The following is a 19,299-nucleotide window of genomic DNA, read 5'->3' on the forward strand; positions in this document are numbered from 1 at the left end:
TTACTCAGAGTTAAGTGACGATAGCCTAGGAGATACACCTGTACCCATGCCGAACACAGAAGTTAAGCCCTAGAACGCCGGAAGTAGTTGGGGGTTGCCCCCTGTGAGATATGGAAGTCGCTTAGCTTTATTCCGCCATAGCTCAGTTGGTAGTAGCGCATGACTGTTAATCATGATGTCGTAGGTTCGAGTCCTACTGGCGGAGTAGTTAATTAAGAGAGGTTTAGTCCTCTTTTTTTATTTTGGTGAACATAAAAATAGGCTCTCTGTCAACTGTAGTGGATTGAAGAAAAGGTAATATCTAGAAAGGACAAATTTCGTCCTTTCTTTTTTGATGTTTAGAGCGATGAAAATACTTTTTTTGAAGTTTTCAAAGTGTTGACGATTTTATATTTGTCCTTGAGAAAGATTTTAAAAACAGTCTGAAAAATCTAACTTTTGGGGTGTTTTTATTATGAAATTAACATATGATGATAAAGTTCAGATCTATGAACTTAGAAAATAAGGATATAGCTAGAGAAGCTTTCAAATAAATTTGGGATAAACAATTCTAATCTTAGATACATGATTAAATTGATTGATCGTTACGGAATAAAGTTCGTCAAAAAAGGAAAAAATCGTTACTATTCTCCTGATTTAAAACAAGAAATGATTCATAAAGTCTTACATGAAGGCTGGACTAAAGATAGAGTTTCTCTTGAATACGGCCTCCCAAGTCGTACGATACTTCTTAACTGGCTAGCACAATACAAGAAAAACGGGTATACTATTGTTGAGAAAACAAGAGGGAGAGTACCTAAAATGGGACGTAAGCCAAAAAAGAGACCTGAAGAGAGGACAGAATTAGAACGTCTTCAAGCAGAAAATGACTACCTGAGAGCGGAGAATGTCATCCTAAAAAAGTTGAGAGAACTCCGATTGAAGGAGAAAAAAGAGAAAGAAGAAAGACCGAAATTGTTCAAGAATTAATGACTGAGTTTTCGTTAGATATTCTTCTAAAAGCCATTAAACTAGCTCGTTCGACTTACTACTATCACTTGAAACAGCTAGACAAACCAGATAAGGACCAAGAGCTTAAAGCTGAAGTTCAATTAATTTTTATCGAACACAAGGGAAATTATGGTTATCGTCGGATTCATTTAGAACTAAGAAATCGTGGTTATCTGGTAAATCAGAAAAGAGTTCAACGCTTGATGAAAGTACTCAATTTACAAGCTAAAATGCGACAGAAACGAAAATATTCTTCTCATGGTAAGAAGGCAGATAATCTCATTCAACGTCAATTTGAAGGCTCTAAAACAATGGGAAAGTGCTACACAGATGTGACAGAATTTGCCATTCCAAATAGCACGCAGAAATTGTATTTATCGCCTGTTTTAGATGGCTTTAATAGCGAAATTATTGCCTATAATCTTTCAACTTCATCGAACTTAGCACAAGTAAAAACCATGTTGAAACAGTCCTTCACAGAGAAGCACTACGAGAATACGATTCTCCATAGTGACCAAGGTTGGCAATACCAACACGATGCTTACCATCGGTTCCTAGAGAGTAAGGGAATTCAAGCATCCATGTCGCGCAATGGTAACAGCCCAGACAACGGTATGATGGAGTCCTTCTTTGGGATTCTGAAATCGGAGAAGTTTTACGGTTATGAGAAGTCGTTTCAGTCGCTTAAGCAATTGGAACAAGCCATTGTAGACTATATTGATTACTACAACAACAAACGAATTAAGGTAAAACTAAAAGGACTTAGCCCTGTGCAATACAGATTGGGGTCAGTACAATCTGATGCTATGCGTTTTCTTAATTTAAGATTTTTGCCTCAGTCTCTTTTAGTATTTAACACAGTTAATAAGATCCATAATAGTCTAATTTAGGTAGTAAATTTGTTCCTATTCTGTCAACTTTTCCTATTTGTTATCTTTTTGAGGTTGGTTTTTAAGCAATTCAGGAATTGATAGTGAATGTGTAAAATTTTTTGTTAGAATAAGCTTATAAAAAGTAAAGGGGTATAGGCTTATGTTACAAAAGATTTATGAGCAGATGACGGATTTTTATAGAAATATTGAAGAAGAGTATGGTACGTTCTTCGGAGATCATTTTGACTGGGAACATTTTCATTTTAAATTTTTGATTTATTATCTTTTCCGATATAGCATTGGGAATCATCGGGATTTTATTGTTTACCATTATCGTGTTGCTTATCGTTTGTATCTTGAAAAATTGATAATGAAACAAGGTTTTGTTGCTTGTTGAGACAGTATGAGTTAATTTCCGAACAAATTTATTTTTTTGTGGGAAAATAATGATAAATAGCCGGAATTATTTCTAAATCATTTTTTAATAGTTGGAAATAGCAAATCTTTCTATTGTTTCTTCTTGATAAAAAGTCGATTTTTTCTTATAATAAATTGTAAGATATAATTGCAGGTGAGAGTCCTGCCATGTATGTGAGAAAGGAAGAGCCTGAGGGCTCAGACAAGATTATGACTTCAGTTGTTGTTGTAGGTACCCAATGGGGTGATGAAGGTAAAGGGAAGATTACTGACTTCCTTTCAGCGAATGCAGAAGTGATTGCACGTTACCAAGGTGGTGATAATGCAGGTCACACAATTGTGATTGATGGTAAGAAATTTAAGTTGCACTTGATTCCATCCGGGATTTTCTTCCCTGAAAAAATTTCTGTTATTGGTAACGGAATGGTTGTAAATCCTAAATCTCTTGTAAAAGAGTTGAGCTATCTTCATGAGGAGGGTGTGACAACTGATAACTTGCGTATTTCTGATCGCGCGCATGTTATTTTGCCTTATCATATCGAGTTAGACCGTTTGCAAGAAGAAGCTAAGGGCGACAATAAGATTGGTACTACAATCAAGGGGATTGGTCCAGCTTATATGGACAAGGCTGCTCGTGTTGGGATTCGTATCGCAGATCTTTTGGATAAAGATATTTTCCGTGAGCGTTTAGAACGTAACCTTGCTGAAAAGAATCGTCTTTTTGAAAAATTGTATGACAGTAAAGCGATTGCTTTCGATGATATTTTTGAAGAATATTACGAATATGGTCAACAAATCAAGAAGTATGTGACAGATACATCTGTCATTTTGAATGATGCGCTTGATAACGGTAAACGTGTGCTTTTTGAAGGTGCACAAGGTGTTATGCTAGATATCGACCAAGGTACCTATCCATTTGTTACGTCGTCAAACCCTGTGGCTGGTGGTGTGACCATTGGTTCTGGTGTTGGTCCAAGTAAGATTGACAAGGTTGTTGGTGTATGTAAAGCCTATACGAGTCGTGTAGGAGACGGTCCTTTCCCAACTGAGTTGTTTGATGAAGTGGGAGAACGTATCCGTGAAGTCGGTCATGAATATGGTACAACAACTGGTCGTCCACGTCGTGTGGGTTGGTTTGACTCAGTTGTGATGCGTCATAGCCGCCGTGTCTCTGGTATTACGAACCTTTCATTGAACTCTATCGATGTTTTGAGTGGTTTGGATACAGTGAAAATCTGTGTGGCCTATGATCTTGATGGTCAACGTATTGACTACTATCCAGCTAGTCTTGAGCAATTGAAGCGTTGCAAGCCTATCTATGAAGAGTTGCCAGGTTGGTCAGAAGATATTACCGGAGTTCGTAATTTGGAAGATCTTCCTGAGAATGCGCGTAACTATGTTCGTCGTGTGAGTGAATTGGTTGGCGTTCGTATTTCTACTTTCTCAGTAGGTCCTGGTCGTGAACAAACAAATATTTTAGAAAGTGTTTGGTCTTAAGAGATTTTTAAGATTTGTTTAAGATAGGTCGGGTATACTATAGACAGTTACAAGAAGACCTCCTAACTTGTTGTAACAAATATCCTAAACTTTTCTTTTTCATAATAATCTCCCTATAAAGTCACCGCATTCGGTGGCTTTTTTTGTCTTGGGATTCATGATATAATAATAAAATCGATAAGTAGTAAAAGGGAAATTGATGAATTATACAGTTGAAGAAAAAGAAGTCTTTATGAGGGAAGCTTTGAGAGAGGCTGAGATTGCTCTTGAACACGATGAAATTCCAATTGGTTGTGTGATTGTCAAGGACGGAGAAATCATTGGCCGTGGGCATAATGCGCGTGAGGAGTTGCAACGAGCTGTAATGCATGCGGAGATTATGGCTATAGAGAATGCGAACCTGAGTGAGGAGAGCTGGCGCTTGCTGGATTGCACGCTTTTTGTGACCATTGAGCCTTGTGTCATGTGTAGTGGGGCGATTGGCCTTGCCCGTATTCCAAACGTGGTCTATGGGGCTAAAAACCAGAAATTTGGCGCTGCTGGGAGTTTGTACGATATCTTGACAGATGAGCGTCTCAATCATCGTGTGGAGGTTGAAACGGGAATTTTGGAAGATGAATGTGCAGCTATTATGCAGGATTTTTTTAGAAATAGACGGAAAAAATAATTTTGCTTTTAAAATGAATAGGAATGTGATATAATAAATGGTGGAGCAACAGTTCTGCGTGAAGCGGGTCAGGGGAGGAATCCAGCAGCCCTAAGCGATTTGAATTGTGTGCTCTTTTTTTCGTGCTTTTTCCGAATAAATAAGATAGAATAATCTAGAATAAATGATAATAGAAAAGAGAAGATGATGAAAATTCGTGGTTTTGAATTGGTTTCTAGTTTTACAGATGAAAATTTATTGCCCAAGCGTGAGACAGCGCATGCGGCTGGTTACGATTTAAAGGTTGCTGTGCGTACGGTTATTGCGCCAGGAGAGATTGTCTTGGTTCCGACAGGGGTTAAGGCTTATATGCAACCGACTGAGGTTCTCTACCTCTATGATCGCTCTTCAAATCCTCGTAAGAAAGGCTTGGTTTTAATTAATTCAGTTGGGGTCATTGATGGGGATTATTATGGAAATCCTGGAAATGAAGGGCATATTTTTGCTCAGATGAAGAATATAACAGACCAAGAGGTTGTTCTTGAAGTTGGAGAACGTGTTGTCCAGGCTGTCTTTGCTCCTTTCTTAATTGCAGATGGAGATGTGGCAGACGGTTTACGGACTGGTGGTTTTGGTTCGACAGGGGACTAGGATGAAGATTATCTTTGTACGTCACGGGGAGCCAGATTATAGTGAGTTAGAGGAGCGTTCTTATACGGGATTTGGGATAGATTTGGCACCCTTGTCTGAGAAGGGACGGCAACAAGCCCAGAAACTGAGCACCAATCCTTTACTCCTTTCAGCTGAAATAATCATATCTTCTGCAGTCACAAGAGCTTTAGAAACGGCTTTTTATGTGGCTTGTGTTACTGGACTTCCTTTGAGAGTGGAGCCATTATTGCATGAATGGCAGGTTTATGAAAGTGGCACAGATAATTTTGAAAAAGCTCGTACTATGTTTCTAGAAAATAAGGGGGAGTTACTTCCTAATAGCCCTATTCAATATGAGACAGCTACGGGAATGAAGTCTCGTTTTCTAGAATGCATGGCTAAGTACCGAGACTACCAGACAGTGCTAGTTGTCGCTCATCGAATGCTCATGCGCCAATTTGTACCAGACGAGAAGATTGATTTTTGCCAAGTGATTGAATGTGAGTTAGAGATATAGAAAGAGGTTTATCATCGCAAAGAAAAAAGCGACATTTGTATGTCAAAATTGTGGGTATAATTCCCCTAAATATCTGGGGCGTTGCCCCAACTGTGGGTCTTGGTCTTCTTTTGTAGAAGAGGTTGAGGTTGCCGAGGTCAAGAATGCGCGTGTGTCCTTGACAGGTGAGAAAACCAAGCCTATGAAACTGGCTGAGGTGACTTCTATCAACGTTAATCGAACTAAGACGGACATGGAGGAATTCAACCGTGTACTTGGAGGCGGAGTGGTACCAGGAAGTCTCGTCCTCATCGGCGGGGATCCTGGGATTGGAAAATCAACCCTTCTCCTACAAGTCTCAACCCAGTTGTCCCAAGTGGGGACTGTTCTCTACGTCAGTGGGGAGGAGTCTGCCCAGCAAATCAAGTTGCGAGCAGAGCGCTTGGGAGATATCGATAGCGAGTTTTATCTCTATGCAGAGACTAATATGCAGAGTATTCGAGCTGAGGTGGAAAGAATCCAGCCAGACTTCCTCATTATTGATTCAATTCAAACCATCATGTCTCCTGAGATTTCAGGGGTGCAGGGGTCTGTTTCTCAGGTGCGTGAGGTGACGGCTGAACTGATGCAGCTGGCCAAAACTAATAACATCGCCATCTTTATCGTAGGTCATGTGACCAAGGAAGGAACCTTGGCTGGTCCTCGTATGTTGGAGCATATGGTGGATACGGTGCTTTACTTTGAAGGGGAGCGTCACCATACCTTCCGTATTTTGAGGGCGGTTAAAAATCGTTTTGGTTCCACTAATGAGATTGGGATTTTTGAGATGCAGTCGGGCGGTTTGGTTGAGGTGCTCAATCCTAGCCAGGTCTTTTTAGAAGAGCGTTTGGATGGAGCGACTGGATCATCAATCGTTGTGACCATGGAAGGGACGCGTCCGATTTTGGCGGAGGTTCAGGCTTTGGTAACACCGACCATGTTTGGAAATGCCAAGCGTACGACGACAGGACTTGATTTCAATCGAGCCAGCTTGATTATGGCTGTTTTGGAAAAGCGTGCAGGTCTTCTCTTGCAAAATCAGGACGCCTATCTCAAATCTGCTGGCGGTGTCAAATTGGATGAACCTGCCATTGACTTAGCTGTTGCTGTTGCCATTGCTTCGAGTTATAAAGACAAGCCTACCAATCCTCAGGAATGTTTTGTAGGAGAACTGGGCTTGACAGGAGAGATTCGGCGCGTGAATCGTATCGAGCAACGTATCAATGAAGCTGCTAAACTGGGCTTTACTAAGATTTATGTACCCAATAATTCCTTGACGGGAATCACTCCACCCAAGGAAATTCAGGTCATTGGAGTGACAACGATTCAGGAAGTTTTGAAAAAGGTATTCTCCTAATAGTTATGGTCAGCTTTAGATGACTAATTATTTTATTGCTAACATTTATTAAAACAAGGAGGAATTTCTTATGAAATTTTCTATGGACAATCATATGCAATTTCCTTTGGTAGAGTTGTCACTCAATCAAGGAGAAACCGTCTATATCCAGCGAGGTAGTATGGTTTACCACACGCCTAACGTAAGTCTCAATACCCAGCTCAATGCTAGCGGTTCAGGTTTGGGACGTTTTGTTAAAGCTGTAGGACGTTCAATGGTTTCTGGTGAAAGCACCTTCATTACTCAAGCTGTAGCAGAGTCTGATAACGGGAACCTTGCTCTAGCACCAGATACTCCTGGGCAAGTAATTGCTCTTGAACTAGGTGAAAAACAATATCGACTGAATGATGGGGCTTTTCTAGCTCTTGATGGTACAGCTTCCTATACTATGGAGAGTCAGTCTATTGGTAAAGCTCTGTTCGGAGGGCAAGGCGGTCTCTTTGTGATGACTACCCAAGGCCAGGGAACTCTCTTGGTCAATGCTTTTGGCTCTATCAAGAAAATTAAGCTACAAAACCAAGAAATAACCATTGACAATGCCCATGTGGTGGCTTGGAGTCAATCTTTGGACTATAATATCCACTTAGAAAATAGCTTCTGGCAGTCTATTGGTACAGGCGAAGGAGTGGTGAATACCTTCCGAGGAACTGGTGAGGTCTACGTACAAAGTCTCAATCTTCAGAGCTTTGCAGGATCGCTCAATAAGTATATCCAAAAAGGTTCATAAAAATAAAACTAGGACAGAAGCCCAGGCTAGAAGCTGGATGTCTCTGTCCCAGTTTTTTTTATATGAAGGTTGACAACTGACAAGACAAAGAAAAGATGGTAAGATAGGATATAAATAATTTGGTGTTCAAATTATCTGATAGACTAGAAAGTGAGTTGTCATGTCCTATTTTGAAAATTTTTTAAAAGCCAATCAAGCCTATGTAGAACTGCATGGAGATCTTCATTTATCAATCAAACCAAAGACCAAGGTTGCAATCGTAACTTGTATGGACTCGCGTTTACACGTTGCGCCAGCTCTTGGGTTGGCTCTGGGAGATGCTCATATTTTGCGGAATGCTGGAGGGCGAGTGACAGATGATATGATTCGCTCGCTTGTGATTTCCCAGCAACAAATGGGGACAAGGGAAATTGTGGTGCTCCATCATACAGACTGTGGTGCACAGACATTTGAAAATGGTCCTTTTCAGGAGTATTTGAAAAAAGAACTAGGAGTGGATGTTTCTGACAAGGACTTTTTGCCTTTTCAAGACATTGATGAAAGTGTTCGTGAGGATATGAGATTGCTACAGGAAACTCCTCTAATCCCAGATGATGTTGTTATTTCAGGTGCGGTTTACGATGTGGATACAGGAAGGATGACAGTCGTAGAATTATAAATACTTCATTTAGAAAGAAAGTGTATGAAGAAAAACAGCATTTTATTTATTTTTATCTTATTGCTATGTATTGGTTTACAGTATGAAACCATCTACTATACTGACGGCTCTATGTCAGGTGCGGAATATGGACTAATGGGAGTTTCTATCTTTCTAGCTCTCTTTTACATGATTCCAGCTCTTTATTTCCTTTTCCGCATTGGGAAAAAATGGGAATTGCCAAAGAAAGCCTTGATTTTGTCTTTATTGGGTGGGATGTTCCTTTCAGGCTGGCTGTCTAGCTTTGCTAATACCTATATCCATGATTTGCTGGTTATTCTTTTCCCAGATAGTGCATTTTTAAATGCCTTTGAAAGTGCTATTGTGGCTCCTTTGGTAGAAGAGCCGTTGAAATTGTTGCCCCTTGTTTTTGTTTTAGCTTTGATTCCTGTACGAAAATTAAAATCTTTGTTTTTACTAAGCATTGCTTCTGGCTTGGGATTCCAAATGATTGAGGATATTGGCTATATTCGTACGGATTTGCCAGAGGGCTTTGACTTTACTATTTCGAGAATTTTAGAGCGTATCATCTCAGGAATTGCCTCTCACTGGACTTTTTCAGGTCTAGCTGTAGTGGGTGTTTACTTGCTTTATAAAGCATATAAAGGACAGAATGTTGGCAAGAAACAGGGGTTTGTTTTCCTAGGTTTAGCCTTAGGAACTCACTTCCTGTTTAACTCTCCTTTTGTGGAATTAGAGACAGAGTTACCCTTAGCGATTCCAGCGGTTACAGCTATTACTCTTTATGGTTTTTATCAGGCGTATCGCTTTGTTGAGAAGCACAATGAGTTGATGAACTAGAATATTTTTTAAAAGAATGATGTAGGGGCACAAATATGCTGCCCTTCTTTTATTTTTGATTGAAAAATAGTGTAAAAAGCGCTACAATGGTAGATGGAAAAATCTTGTGAAAAGCACAAGCGATACATATATACCGGAGGAAATCATGTCTTTTTCTGATTTAAAGCTGTTTGCCCTTTCTTCTAATCAAGAATTGGCAAAACGTGTAGTGCAGGAGATTGGGATAGAGTTGGGGAAATCAAGTGTTCGCCAATTTTCAGATGGAGAGATTCAGGTCAACATTGAAGAATCAATCCGTGGGAAACACGTCTTTATCCTACAATCAACTAGTTCGCCTGTAAATGACAATCTGCTTGAAATTTTGATTATGGTAGATGCTTTGAAGCGTGCGAGTGCAGAATCTGTCAATGTTGTCATGCCTTACTATGGGTATGCACGTCAGGATAGAAAGGCGAGAGCGCGTGAGCCAATCACTTCAAAACTTGTCGCAAATATGCTTGAAGTAGCTGGAGTGGATCGTTTATTGACCATCGACTTGCATGCTGCGCAGATTCAAGGATTCTTTGATATTCCTGTGGATCACTTGATGGGAGCTCCTCTGATTGCGGATTATTTTGAGCGTCGTGGCATGGTTGGTTCTGACTATGTGGTTGTCAGTCCAGACCATGGAGGGGTGACTCGTGCTCGTAAGTTGGCAGAATTTTTGAAAACATCTATCGCTATCATTGATAAACGTCGTAGCGTTGATAAGATGAATACTAGTGAAGTCATGAACATCATCGGTAAGGTCGAAGGCAAGACTTGTATCTTGATTGATGATATGATTGATACTGCTGGAACGATTTGTCACGCGGCAGATGCCCTTGCGGAAGCTGGTGCTGTTGAAGTCTATGCGAGCTGTACGCACCCAGTTCTTTCTGGCCCTGCTATGGACAATATCCAAAAATCAGCTATCAAGAAATTGGTTGTTTTGGATACCATCTATCTGCCAGAAGAACGTTTGATTGATAAGATTGAGCAGATTTCAATCGCTCATCTCCTAGGGGATGCTATTGTACGTATCCATGAAAAACGCCCACTTTCTCCACTTTTCAGTATTGAGAAAAAGATTTAAGTTTTCATTTAGAATAAAACATACTCCTAGCAGAAGTGAACTGCTAGGAGGTTTTTATATTAAAAATCTGCAAGCCTTTTCAAAATGTGCTATACTGATGAAAAAGGAGGATTTCTATGAGTCAAGAATTTATCAATCCAAGTGATGGCGTGATTCGTCAGTATCTAGCAACGAGTAAAACTCTTGCTGTGGTGGGCCTGTCAGACCGTGAGGAAACGACTAGCAATCGAGTGACTAAGGAAATGCAGTCTCGGGGTTATAAAATTATCCCAGTCAATCCCAAGGTAGCAGGTGGTGAAATATTGGGTGAAAAGGCTTATGCTAGTCTAGCTGAGATTCCTTTTCCTGTAGATATTGTCAATGTTTACCGTCGCAGTGAATTTCTGCCAGATGTGGCGCGTGATTTTCTAAAGGCTGATGCCAAGATTTTTTGGGCACAGCTAGGACTTGAAAGTCTAGAAGCGGAAGAAATCTTGCGTGCTGGTGGATGTGATGACATCGTGATGAATCGTTGTATTAAGAGAGAACATACACGCTTGATTGAGGAAGCATAAGAAAAAGGTAGCTGGTGGGCTACCTTTTGTGTTAGAAAATACCAATCAATGCTTGCATGCCAAGGCTGGTGAGGATGATGGCAATCCAGCAAAGGGCTCCAAGAAGAATTGATTTTCCGCTGGATTTGACCATAGCTACTAGATTGGTTTTGAGACCGATAGCACTCATGGCCATGATAATGAGGAATTTGGAGAGTTGTTTGAGAGGGGTAAAGAAACTACTGGACACACCGAGAGAGGTCAGGAGGGTGGTTAGGAGAGATGCGAGGATAAAGTAAAGGATAAAAAGTGGGAAGACTTTTTTCAGTTGCAAACCTTGCTTATTTTTTTGCTCGCGACTTTGCCAGTAGGATAGAAAGAGCGTGATAGGGATAATGGCCAAAGTACGTGTGAGTTTAACAATGGTTGCAGACTCGAGGGTATTGCTTTGGTAAAGACTGTCCCAAGCGCTGGCGGCAGCCGTTACAGAGGAAGTGTCGTTGACCGCAGTCCCTGCAAAGAGGGCGAAGCCTTCATTGGATAGATGAAGCCAGGTGCCGAGGGTTGGAAAGATGAGCGCAGCCAAGACATTGAAGAAAAAGATAACGGAAATGGCTTGGGCTACTTCCTTTTCCTTAGCATCAATAACAGGCGCTGTCGCCGCAATGGCAGAACCCCCACAGATGGAAGAACCTACTCCAACCAAGGTAGCCAGTTTTGTATCCAGTGCAAAGAAGCGCTGGAAGAAGTAGGCAATAATCAGAGCTATTGAGATAGTGGATAGGATGACAGGGAGTGAAGATTGGCCAACTGCGAAGACCTGCGAGATATTGAGACCAAAACCAAGCAAGACAACGGCATATTGGAGCAATTTTTTAGAACTAAAGGTCAACCCAGCATCCAGTTGTTTATAGGACGAGAGAAAGGGATGCAGGAGCATGCCTATGAAAATGGCAAAAACGGGCGCGCCAATAACAGGGAAGAATCCTCCTAAGTACCAAGATACGATAGAAATGAGAAGGCAGGCCAAGATACCTGCTCCATTTTTTGATAGAAATGACATAAAAACCTCCAAATAAAATCTCTTATCATTATAGACCTATAAACAGGAAAAGTAAAGTAGACAGTGGAAAAGCTATTCTATAATGTATTTTTGCGGTCGGGGGGCTTTTATAGTATAATAGAGATACGTTTTGAAAGTAGGAGGTATCTATGGACTTAACTAAGCGCTTTAATAAACAGTTAGATAAGATTCAAGTTTCGTTGATTCGTCAGTTTGACCAGGCTATTTCGGAGATTCCTGGGGTCTTGCGTTTGACTTTGGGGGAACCTGATTTTACAACGCCAGATCATGTCAAGGAGGCAGCCAAGCGAGCGATTGATCAGAACCAATCCTACTATACAGGGATGAGTGGTCTGCTGACTCTACGTCAGGCAGCCAGTGACTTTGTTAAGGAAAAGTACCAACTGGACTATGCTCCTGAAAATGAAATCTTGGTTACAATTGGGGCGACAGAGGCTTTATCTGCTACTTTGACGGCTATTTTGGAAGAGGGAGATAAGGTACTTTTGCCAGCTCCTGCCTATCCAGGTTATGAACCGATTGTCAATCTAGTTGGGGCAGAGATTGTCGAGATTGATACGACTGAAAATAAGTTTGTCTTGACTCCTGATATGTTGGAAAAGGCCATTTTGGAGCAGGGTGACAAGCTCAAGGCGGTTATTCTCAACTATCCGGCTAATCCGACAGGAATTACTTATAGTCGGGAGCAGTTGGAAGCCTTGGCAGCTGTTTTGCGCAAGTACGAAATTTTCGTTGTCTGTGATGAGGTTTACTCAGAATTGACCTACACAGGCGAAGCCCATGTGTCTCTGGGAACCATGTTGAGAGATCAGGCTATCATTATCAATGGTTTGTCTAAATCGCATGCCATGACCGGTTGGCGTTTGGGTCTGATTTTCGCTCCTGCGGCCTTTACAGCCCAGTTAATCAAGAGTCACCAGTACTTGGTGACTGCCGCAAATACCATGGCCCAACATGCTGCGGTGGAAGCCTTGACAGCTGGTAAAAACGATGCGGAGCCTATGAAGAAGGAATACATCCAGCGTCGGGACTATATTATCGAGAAAATGACTGCTCTTGGTTTTGAGATTATCAAACCAGACGGTGCCTTCTATATCTTTGCTAAGATTCCAGCTGGTTACAATCAAGACTCCTTTGCCTTTCTCAAGGATTTTGCTCAGAAGAAGGCCGTTGCCTTTATCCCTGGAGCTGCCTTTGGGCGTTACGGAGAAGGTTATGTGCGTCTGTCTTATGCAGCCAGCATGGAGACTATCAAAGAAGCCATGAAACGACTTGAGGAGTACATGAGAGAAGCATGATTCAGTCTATCACGAGTCAAGGCTTGGTACTCTACAATCGCAATTTTCGTGAGGATGATAAGCTAGTCAAGATTTTTACAGAGCAGGCTGGTAAACGCATGTTTTTTGTCAAACACGCTGGCCAGTCTAAGCTGGCGCCTGTTATTCAGCCCTTGGTGTTGGCAAGATTTCTCTTACGAATCAATGATGATGGGCTTAGCTACATTGAGGACTATCATGAGGTCATGACCTTTCCAAAGATTAATAGCGACCTCTTTGTCATGGCCTATGCGACCTACGTGGCGGCTCTTACAGATGCTAGTTTGCAGGACAATCAGCAGGATGCTCCCTTGTTTGCTTTTTTGCAAAAAACTTTGGAGTTGATGGAAGAGGGATTGGATTATCAAGTTTTGACCAATATTTTTGAAATTCAAATCTTGACTCGATTTGGGATTAGTCTCAATTTTAATGAGTGTGTTTTTTGTCATCGGATCGGTCAGGCTTTTGACTTTTCTTTCAAATATGGAGCCTGCCTCTGTCCAGAGCATTATCATGAAGATGAGAGACGTTGCCATCTCAATCCTAATATCCCTTATTTGCTCAATCAGTTTCAAGCCATTGATTTTGAGACCTTGGAGACCATTTCGCTCAAGCCTGAAATCAAGCAAGAGCTACGCAAATTTATGGATCAACTCTACGAAGAGTACGTTGGGATTCACCTAAAATCAAAGAAATTTATTGATTCCCTATCCGACTGGGGACAATTACTAAAAGAGGAAAAGAAATGAAAAAAATCGCAGTAGATGCCATGGGGGGCGATTACGCACCTCAAGCCATCGTTGAGGGTGTCAATCAAGCCCTAGCTGACTTTTCAGATATCGAGGTTCAACTCTACGGAGATGAAGCTAAAATCAAGCAATATCTGACAGCGACAGAGCGCGTCAGCATTATCCATACGGATGAGAAGATTGACTCAGACGATGAACCTACGAGAGCTATTCGGAAGAAGAAAAATGCCAGTATGGTATTGGCGGCCAAGGCTGTCAAAGAAGGCGAAGCAGACGCTGTACTCTCAGCTGGGAATACAGGTGCTTTGTTGGCAGCAGGATTTTTCATCGTGGGTCGTATCAAGAATATCGATCGACCAGGGCTTATGTCGACTTTGCCGACTATTGATGGGAAAGGTTTTGACATGCTAGACCTCGGTGCTAATGCGGAAAATACAGCCCAGCACCTCCATCAATACGCGGTTCTAGGATCCTTCTATGCTAAAAATGTTCGTGGAATTGCGCAACCACGTGTTGGCTTGCTCAATAACGGAACAGAGAGTAGTAAGGGCGACCCGCTTCGTAAGGAAACCTATGAATTACTGGTGGCTGATGAAAGTTTAAACTTTATCGGAAACGTGGAAGCGCGTGATTTGATGAATGGCGTTGCAGATGTTGTTGTGGCAGATGGTTTCACGGGAAACGCTGTGCTCAAATCCATTGAAGGGACAGCTATGGGAATCATGGGCTTGCTCAAGAACTCCATCACTGGTGGTGGTCTCCGAGCGAAACTAGGCGCCCTCCTTCTCAAGGACAGCCTCAGAGGTTTGAAAAAACAGCTCAACTACTCAGATGTTGGTGGAGCAGTCTTGTTTGGTGTCAAGGCACCGGTTGTCAAGACTCATGGCTCAAGCGATGCCAAGGCTGTTTATAGTACGATTCGCCAGATTCGTACCATGTTAGAAACAGACGTAGTTGTCAAGACTGCGCGTGAATTTTCAGGAGAATAAAAGAGATGACAGAAAAAGAAATTTTTGACCGTATTGTGACCATTATCCAAGAGCGACAGGGAGAAGACTTTGTCGTGACAGAATCCTTGAGTCTGAAAGACGACTTGGATGCTGACTCAGTTGATTTGATGGAGTTTATCTTGACACTGGAAGATGAATTTAATATCGAAATCAGCGATGAGGAAATTGACCAACTCCAAAGTGTAGGGGATGTGGTAGAAGTCGTCAAACGTAAAGAATAGCAAGAAGCAACATGCAAGTCGTGTTGCTTTTTTATTGTCAGGAAAAATAAAAAATCAATTTCCTTTCATATCATATTTTTAGTAGGTAGGATATTCGTTCTGCCTATTTTTTTGATAAAATAGGTATAGAAATTAGGAAAGTTGAAGAAAAGAAATGAATAAGATTTTAAAATATTTTTTAGTATTTATTTTTCTATTTTTAATGAATATTTTCATCTTTAAGATACTAGCAACTCTGGGATTTCAGCTGACAATGAGTGAAAAGAGTTATATTGTACCACCGCTATTTTCGATTATCGTTTTGTATATGATTGACAAAAGAATTAGGAAGAAAAAGAAATAAACATATATTTTAGGTAGAACGCTTGTTCTGCCTATTTTTTATCCAAAAAGTGCATTTGGGAGATAGATAGGCGCATTTGGGAAGGAAGTCCAGTTTTTGTTTGGGGATTGGGGTAAGATAGTTGTTATCAGATGAGTTTAGGGAAAAGGAGATGAATATGAAATTTGGGAAACGTCACTATCGTCCGCAGGTGGATCAGATGGACTGCGGTGTAGCTTCATTGGCTATGGTTTTTGGCTACTATGGTAGCTATTATTCTTTGGCTCACTTACGAGAATTGGCTAAGACGACCATGGATGGTACAACGGCTTTGGGCTTGGTCAAGGTGGCAGAGGAGATTGGCTTTGAGACACGGGCTATCAAGGCAGATATGACGCTCTTTGACTTGCCAGATTTGACCTTTCCTTTTGTTGCCCATGTGCTTAAGGAAGGGAAATTGCTCCACTACTATGTGGTGACTGGGCAGGATAAAGACAGCATTCATATTGCCGATCCAGATCCTGAGGTGAAATTGACCAAACTGTCACGTGAGCGTTTTGCGGAAGAATGGACAGGAGTGAGCCTTTTTATGGCACCTAGTCCAGACTACAAGCCTCATAAGGATCAAAAGAATGGTCTGCTCTCTTTTATTCCTATATTGGTGAAGCAACGTGGCTTGATTGCCAATATCGTTTTGGCAACACTCTTGGTAACCTTGATTAACATTGTGAGTTCTTATTATCTGCAGTCTATCATTGATACCTATGTGCCAGATCAGATGCGTTCGACGCTGGGGATTATTTCTATTGGGTTGGTGATCGTCTATATCCTACAGCAGATCTTGTCTTACGCTCAGGAGTATCTCTTACTTGTTTTGGGGCAACGTTTGTCGATTGATGTGATTTTGTCCTATATCAAGCATGTTTTTCACCTGCCTATGTCCTTCTTTGCGACACGCAGGACAGGGGAAATCGTGTCTCGTTTCACGGATGCTAACAGTATCATCGATGCGCTGGCTTCAACCATTCTTTCGATTTTCCTAGATGTGTCAACGGTTGTCATTATTTCCCTTGTTTTATTTTCACAAAATACCAATCTCTTTTTCATGACTTTATTGGTACTTCCTATCTATACAGTGATTATCTTTGCCTTTATGAAGCCGTTTGAAAAGATGAATCGGGACACCATGGAAGCTAATGCGGTTCTGTCTTCTTCTATCATTGAGGACATTAATGGTATTGAGACTATCAAGTCTTTGACCAGTGAAAGTTCACGATATCAAAAGATTGACAAGGAATTTGTGGATTATCTGAAAAAATCCTTTACCTATAGTCGAGCAGAGAGTCAGCAAAAGGCTCTGAAAAAAGTTGCCCATCTCTTGCTTAATGTCGGAATTCTCTGGATGGGGGCTGTTCTGGTCATGGATGGCAAGATGAGTTTGGGGCAGTTGATTACCTATAATACCTTGCTTGTTTACTTTACCAATCCTTTGGAAAATATCATCAATCTGCAAACCAAACTTCAGACGGCGCAGGTTGCCAATAACCGTCTAAATGAGGTTTATCTGGTAGCTTCTGAGTTTGAGGAGAAGAAAACGGTTGAGGATTTGAGCTTGATGAAGGGAGATATGGATTTTAAGCAGGTTTCCTACAAGTATGGCTATGGTCGAGACGTCTTGTCGGATATCAACTTGACCATTTCCCAAGGTTCTAAAGTAGCTTTTGTGGGAATTTCAGGGTCAGGTAAGACGACCTTGGCCAAGATGATGGTTAATTTTTACGACCCAAGTCAGGGAGAGATTAGTCTGGGTGGTGTCAATTTCAATCAGATTGATAAAAAGGCCTTGCGCCAGTATATCAACTATCTGCCTCAACAGCCCTATGTCTTTAACGGAACGATTTTGGACAATCTTCTTTTGGGAGCCAAGGAGGGGACGACTCAAGAGGATATCTTACGGGCGGTCGAATTGGCAGAGATTCGGGAGGACATTGAGCGCATGCCACTGAATTACCAGACGGAATTGACTTCGGATGGGGCAGGGATCTCAGGTGGTCAACGTCAGAGAATTGCTCTGGCGCGTGCTCTCTTGACAGATGCACCGGTCTTGATTTTGGACGAGGCAACCAGCAGTCTGGATATCTTGACTGAGAAGCGAATTGTCGATAATCTCATGGTTTTAGACAAGACCTTGATTTTCATTGCTCACCGTTTGACTATTGCAGAGCGGACAGAGAAGGTGGTTGTCTTGGATCAGGGCAAGATTGTCGAAGAAGGGAAGCATGCTGATTTGCTTGCACAGGATGGCTTTTATGCCCATTTGGTCAATAGCTAGAAAGAGGAGAGGATGAAACCAGAATTTTTAGAAAGTGCGGAGTTTTATAATCGTCGTTACCATAATTTTTCCAGTCGGGTGATTGTACCCATGTCCCTTCTGTTCGTGTTTTTACTTGGCTTTGCAACTGTTGCAGAGAAGGAGATGAGTTTGTCTACAAGAGCGACTGTCGAGCCTAGTCGTATCCTTGCAAATATCCAGTCAACTAGCAACAATCGCATTCTTGTCAATCATTTGGAAGAAAATAAGTTGGTTAAGAAGGGAGATCTTCTGGTTCAATATCAGGAAGGGGCAGAGGGTGTTCAAGTAGAGGCCTATGCCAGTCAGTTGGACATGCTCAAGGATCAAAAAAAGCAATTGGAGTATTTGCAAAAGAGTCTGCAAGAAGGGGAGAATCACTTTCCAGAGGAGGATAAGTTTGGCTACCAAGCCACCTTTCGCGACTACCTCAGCCAAGCAGGTAGTCTTAGGGCTAGTACATCGCAACAAAATGAGACCATTGCGTCCCAGAATGCAGCAGCTAGTCAAACCCAAGCCGAAATCGGCAACCTCATTAGCCAAACAGAGGCTAAAATTCGCGATTACCAGACAGCTAAGTCAGCTATTGAAACAGGTGCTTCCTTGGCCAGTCAGAATCCAGCCTACTCTCTCTACCAGTCCTACAAGTCTCAGGGTGAGGAAAATCTCCAAGGTAAATCCCAGGCAGTTGCGCAAGTTGAAGCACAGCTTTCTCAGTTAGAATCTAGTCTTGCTACTTACCGTGTCCAGTATGCAGGTTCAGGTACCCAGCAAGCCTATGCGTCAGGCTTAAGCAATCAATTAGAGTCCCTTAAATCCCAACATTTGGCTAAGGTCGGTCAGGAATTGACCCTTCTAGACCAGAAAATCTTAGAGACAGAGTCAGGTAAGAAGGTTCAGGGAAACCTTTTAGACAAGGGGAAAATTACGGCGAGTGAGGATGGGGTGCTTCATCTTAATCCTGAGACCAGTGATTCTACCATGGTAGCAGAAGGTACCCTACTAGCTCAACTCTATCCGTCCTTGGAAAAAGAAGGGAAAGCCAAACTCACAGCTTATCTCAGTTCAAAAGATGTAGCAAGGATTAAGGTCGGTGATTCTGTTCGCTATACGACGACTCATGATGCCAAGAATCAACTTTTCCTAGATTCTACTATTACAAGTATTGATGGGACAGCTACCAAGACTGAAAAAGGGAATTTCTTTAAAATTGAGGCGGAGACTAATCTAACTTCGGAGCAGACTGAAAAACTTCGATATGGGGTGGAAGGTCGTCTACAGATGATTACAGGTAAGAAAAGTTACCTGCGTTATTATTTGGATCAATTTTTGAACAAAGAGTAATGTTCGTGTTTTTAGAGTTAAATAATT

General features: G+C 41.6%; 19 protein-coding genes, 1 tRNA gene, 1 rRNA gene, 1 other RNA gene and 2 pseudogenes. 22 read left to right on the forward strand and 2 right to left on the reverse strand.

Annotated elements, in window-relative coordinates:
• The first annotated feature begins 10 nt into the window (after positions 1 to 10).
• Both rrf and FJN11_RS09465 read left to right on the forward strand, forming a co-directional pair.
• Positions 11 to 126 (forward strand): 5S ribosomal RNA (rrf, locus tag FJN11_RS09460).
• Between the two features lie 5 nt (positions 127 to 131).
• Positions 132 to 205 (forward strand) — tRNA-Asn (locus FJN11_RS09465).
• Between the two features lie 95 nt (positions 206 to 300).
• Here the strand turns inward: FJN11_RS09465 and FJN11_RS09470 are convergent.
• Positions 301 to 431: pseudogene (locus FJN11_RS09470) on the reverse strand (ISL3 family transposase); the annotation flags it as partial.
• Between the two features lie 23 nt (positions 432 to 454).
• Here FJN11_RS09470 and FJN11_RS09475 point away from each other — a divergent pair.
• From FJN11_RS09475 to FJN11_RS09535, 13 genes and pseudogenes are all read left to right on the forward strand, one after another.
• Positions 455 to 1,781 (forward strand): annotated as a pseudogene (locus tag FJN11_RS09475) (IS3 family transposase); the annotation flags it as partial.
• Between the two features lie 241 nt (positions 1,782 to 2,022).
• Positions 2,023 to 2,259 (forward strand): sigma(X)-activator ComW, encoded by a 237-nt coding sequence (gene comW, locus FJN11_RS09480; protein WP_049487499.1) that lies wholly within the window; start codon positions 2,023 to 2,025, stop codon positions 2,257 to 2,259.
• Between the two features lie 230 nt (positions 2,260 to 2,489).
• Positions 2,490 to 3,776 (forward strand): adenylosuccinate synthase, encoded by a 1,287-nt coding sequence (locus tag FJN11_RS09485; protein WP_001832534.1) that lies wholly within the window; start codon positions 2,490 to 2,492, stop codon positions 3,774 to 3,776.
• A gap of 199 nt (positions 3,777 to 3,975) precedes the next feature.
• Positions 3,976 to 4,443, forward strand: a complete 468-nt coding sequence (tadA, locus tag FJN11_RS09490) for a tRNA adenosine(34) deaminase TadA (protein ID WP_001110112.1) — start codon at positions 3,976 to 3,978, stop codon at positions 4,441 to 4,443.
• 34 nt (positions 4,444 to 4,477) lie between these two features.
• Positions 4,478 to 4,573, forward strand: an RNA gene (gene ffs, locus FJN11_RS09495) — signal recognition particle sRNA small type.
• Between the two features lie 56 nt (positions 4,574 to 4,629).
• Positions 4,630 to 5,073 carry a dUTP diphosphatase gene (locus FJN11_RS09500; RefSeq protein ID WP_049551970.1) on the forward strand — a complete coding sequence of 148 codons (444 nt, stop codon included), beginning with the start codon at positions 4,630 to 4,632 and terminating at the stop codon, positions 5,071 to 5,073.
• Positions 5,024 to 5,590: a histidine phosphatase family protein gene (locus FJN11_RS09505; RefSeq protein ID WP_161800679.1), complete on the forward strand. Its 567-nt coding sequence runs from the start codon at positions 5,024 to 5,026 to the stop codon at positions 5,588 to 5,590. Before FJN11_RS09500 ends, FJN11_RS09505 begins: the two co-directional genes overlap by 50 nt.
• 13 nt (positions 5,591 to 5,603) lie before the next feature.
• Positions 5,604 to 6,965, forward strand: coding sequence for a DNA repair protein RadA (gene radA / locus FJN11_RS09510; protein WP_080978347.1), 1,362 nt, complete (start codon positions 5,604 to 5,606; stop codon positions 6,963 to 6,965).
• Between the two features lie 70 nt (positions 6,966 to 7,035).
• Positions 7,036 to 7,731 (forward strand): TIGR00266 family protein, encoded by a 696-nt coding sequence (locus tag FJN11_RS09515; RefSeq protein WP_049551968.1) that lies wholly within the window; start codon positions 7,036 to 7,038, stop codon positions 7,729 to 7,731.
• Between the two features lie 160 nt (positions 7,732 to 7,891).
• On the forward strand, positions 7,892 to 8,389 hold the full coding sequence (locus FJN11_RS09520) for a beta-class carbonic anhydrase (protein WP_033679448.1): 498 nt from the start codon (positions 7,892 to 7,894) through the stop codon (positions 8,387 to 8,389).
• 24 nt (positions 8,390 to 8,413) lie between these two features.
• Complete coding sequence (locus tag FJN11_RS09525; protein ID WP_125431576.1) at positions 8,414 to 9,229, forward strand: PrsW family intramembrane metalloprotease; 816 nt, start codon at positions 8,414 to 8,416, stop codon at positions 9,227 to 9,229.
• 145 nt (positions 9,230 to 9,374) lie between these two features.
• Entirely contained in the window at positions 9,375 to 10,343 is a 969-nt protein-coding gene (locus tag FJN11_RS09530) for a ribose-phosphate diphosphokinase (protein ID WP_140224573.1), read from the forward strand.
• A gap of 116 nt (positions 10,344 to 10,459) precedes the next feature.
• Entirely contained in the window at positions 10,460 to 10,897 is a 438-nt protein-coding gene (locus FJN11_RS09535; protein WP_120770745.1) for a CoA-binding protein, read from the forward strand.
• A gap of 31 nt (positions 10,898 to 10,928) precedes the next feature.
• On the opposite strand, the gene FJN11_RS09540 is transcribed toward FJN11_RS09535, so the two are convergent.
• Positions 10,929 to 11,939: a YeiH family protein gene (locus FJN11_RS09540; RefSeq protein ID WP_140224574.1), complete on the reverse strand. Its 1,011-nt coding sequence runs from the start codon at positions 11,937 to 11,939 to the stop codon at positions 10,929 to 10,931.
• A 149-nt stretch (positions 11,940 to 12,088) separates the two neighbouring features.
• Here FJN11_RS09540 and FJN11_RS09545 point away from each other — a divergent pair, with 149 nt between their 5' ends.
• The 7 genes from FJN11_RS09545 (at position 12,089) to comB (ending at position 19,272) form a co-directional block, all read left to right on the forward strand.
• On the forward strand, positions 12,089 to 13,258 hold the full coding sequence (locus FJN11_RS09545; protein WP_140224575.1) for a pyridoxal phosphate-dependent aminotransferase: 1,170 nt from the start codon (positions 12,089 to 12,091) through the stop codon (positions 13,256 to 13,258).
• Positions 13,255 to 14,025: a DNA repair protein RecO gene (gene recO / locus FJN11_RS09550; protein WP_070842474.1), complete on the forward strand. Its 771-nt coding sequence runs from the start codon at positions 13,255 to 13,257 to the stop codon at positions 14,023 to 14,025. Before FJN11_RS09545 ends, recO begins: the two co-directional genes overlap by 4 nt.
• Positions 14,022 to 15,014 (forward strand): phosphate acyltransferase PlsX, encoded by a 993-nt coding sequence (gene plsX / locus FJN11_RS09555; protein WP_049551864.1) that lies wholly within the window; start codon positions 14,022 to 14,024, stop codon positions 15,012 to 15,014. Before recO ends, plsX begins: the two co-directional genes overlap by 4 nt.
• 5 nt (positions 15,015 to 15,019) lie before the next feature.
• On the forward strand, positions 15,020 to 15,256 hold the full coding sequence (locus tag FJN11_RS09560; RefSeq protein ID WP_004269958.1) for an acyl carrier protein: 237 nt from the start codon (positions 15,020 to 15,022) through the stop codon (positions 15,254 to 15,256).
• A gap of 154 nt (positions 15,257 to 15,410) precedes the next feature.
• Positions 15,411 to 15,599, forward strand: coding sequence for a hypothetical protein (locus FJN11_RS10870; RefSeq protein WP_001033680.1), 189 nt, complete (start codon positions 15,411 to 15,413; stop codon positions 15,597 to 15,599).
• 157 nt (positions 15,600 to 15,756) lie between these two features.
• A complete protein-coding gene (gene comA, locus FJN11_RS09570; RefSeq protein WP_140224576.1) occupies positions 15,757 to 17,910 on the forward strand; it encodes a peptide cleavage/export ABC transporter ComA in 2,154 nt (717 codons plus the stop codon).
• A 12-nt stretch (positions 17,911 to 17,922) separates the two neighbouring features.
• Positions 17,923 to 19,272, forward strand: coding sequence for a competence pheromone export protein ComB (gene comB / locus FJN11_RS09575; RefSeq protein ID WP_140224577.1), 1,350 nt, complete (start codon positions 17,923 to 17,925; stop codon positions 19,270 to 19,272).
• Positions 19,273 to 19,299 lie beyond the last annotated feature (27 nt).

This window comes from Streptococcus symci, assembly GCF_006385165.1.
In the GTDB taxonomy this organism is placed as follows: Bacteria; Bacillota; Bacilli; order Lactobacillales; family Streptococcaceae; genus Streptococcus; species Streptococcus symci.

Bases quoted from the DNA above. Each gene is read 5' to 3' on its own strand.
- comW (WP_049487499.1), top strand. From the start codon at position 2,023: ATGTTACAAAAGATTTATGAGCAGATGACGGATTTTTATAGAAATATT.
- FJN11_RS09485 (WP_001832534.1), top strand. From the start codon at position 2,490: ATGACTTCAGTTGTTGTTGTAGGTACCCAATGGGGTGATGAAGGTAAA.
- tadA (WP_001110112.1), top strand. From the start codon at position 3,976: ATGAATTATACAGTTGAAGAAAAAGAAGTCTTTATGAGGGAAGCTTTG.
- FJN11_RS09500 (WP_049551970.1), top strand. From the start codon at position 4,630: ATGAAAATTCGTGGTTTTGAATTGGTTTCTAGTTTTACAGATGAAAAT.
- FJN11_RS09505 (WP_161800679.1), top strand. From the start codon at position 5,024: ATGTGGCAGACGGTTTACGGACTGGTGGTTTTGGTTCGACAGGGGACT.
- FJN11_RS09515 (WP_049551968.1), top strand. From the start codon at position 7,036: ATGAAATTTTCTATGGACAATCATATGCAATTTCCTTTGGTAGAGTTG.
- FJN11_RS09520 (WP_033679448.1), top strand. From the start codon at position 7,892: ATGTCCTATTTTGAAAATTTTTTAAAAGCCAATCAAGCCTATGTAGAA.
- FJN11_RS09525 (WP_125431576.1), top strand. From the start codon at position 8,414: ATGAAGAAAAACAGCATTTTATTTATTTTTATCTTATTGCTATGTATT.
- FJN11_RS09530 (WP_140224573.1), top strand. From the start codon at position 9,375: ATGTCTTTTTCTGATTTAAAGCTGTTTGCCCTTTCTTCTAATCAAGAA.
- FJN11_RS09535 (WP_120770745.1), top strand. From the start codon at position 10,460: ATGAGTCAAGAATTTATCAATCCAAGTGATGGCGTGATTCGTCAGTAT.
- FJN11_RS09540 (WP_140224574.1), bottom strand. From the start codon at position 11,939: ATGTCATTTCTATCAAAAAATGGAGCAGGTATCTTGGCCTGCCTTCTC.
- FJN11_RS09545 (WP_140224575.1), top strand. From the start codon at position 12,089: ATGGACTTAACTAAGCGCTTTAATAAACAGTTAGATAAGATTCAAGTT.
- recO (WP_070842474.1), top strand. From the start codon at position 13,255: ATGATTCAGTCTATCACGAGTCAAGGCTTGGTACTCTACAATCGCAAT.
- plsX (WP_049551864.1), top strand. From the start codon at position 14,022: ATGAAAAAAATCGCAGTAGATGCCATGGGGGGCGATTACGCACCTCAA.
- FJN11_RS09560 (WP_004269958.1), top strand. From the start codon at position 15,020: ATGACAGAAAAAGAAATTTTTGACCGTATTGTGACCATTATCCAAGAG.
- FJN11_RS10870 (WP_001033680.1), top strand. From the start codon at position 15,411: ATGAATAAGATTTTAAAATATTTTTTAGTATTTATTTTTCTATTTTTA.
- comA (WP_140224576.1), top strand. From the start codon at position 15,757: ATGAAATTTGGGAAACGTCACTATCGTCCGCAGGTGGATCAGATGGAC.
- comB (WP_140224577.1), top strand. From the start codon at position 17,923: ATGAAACCAGAATTTTTAGAAAGTGCGGAGTTTTATAATCGTCGTTAC.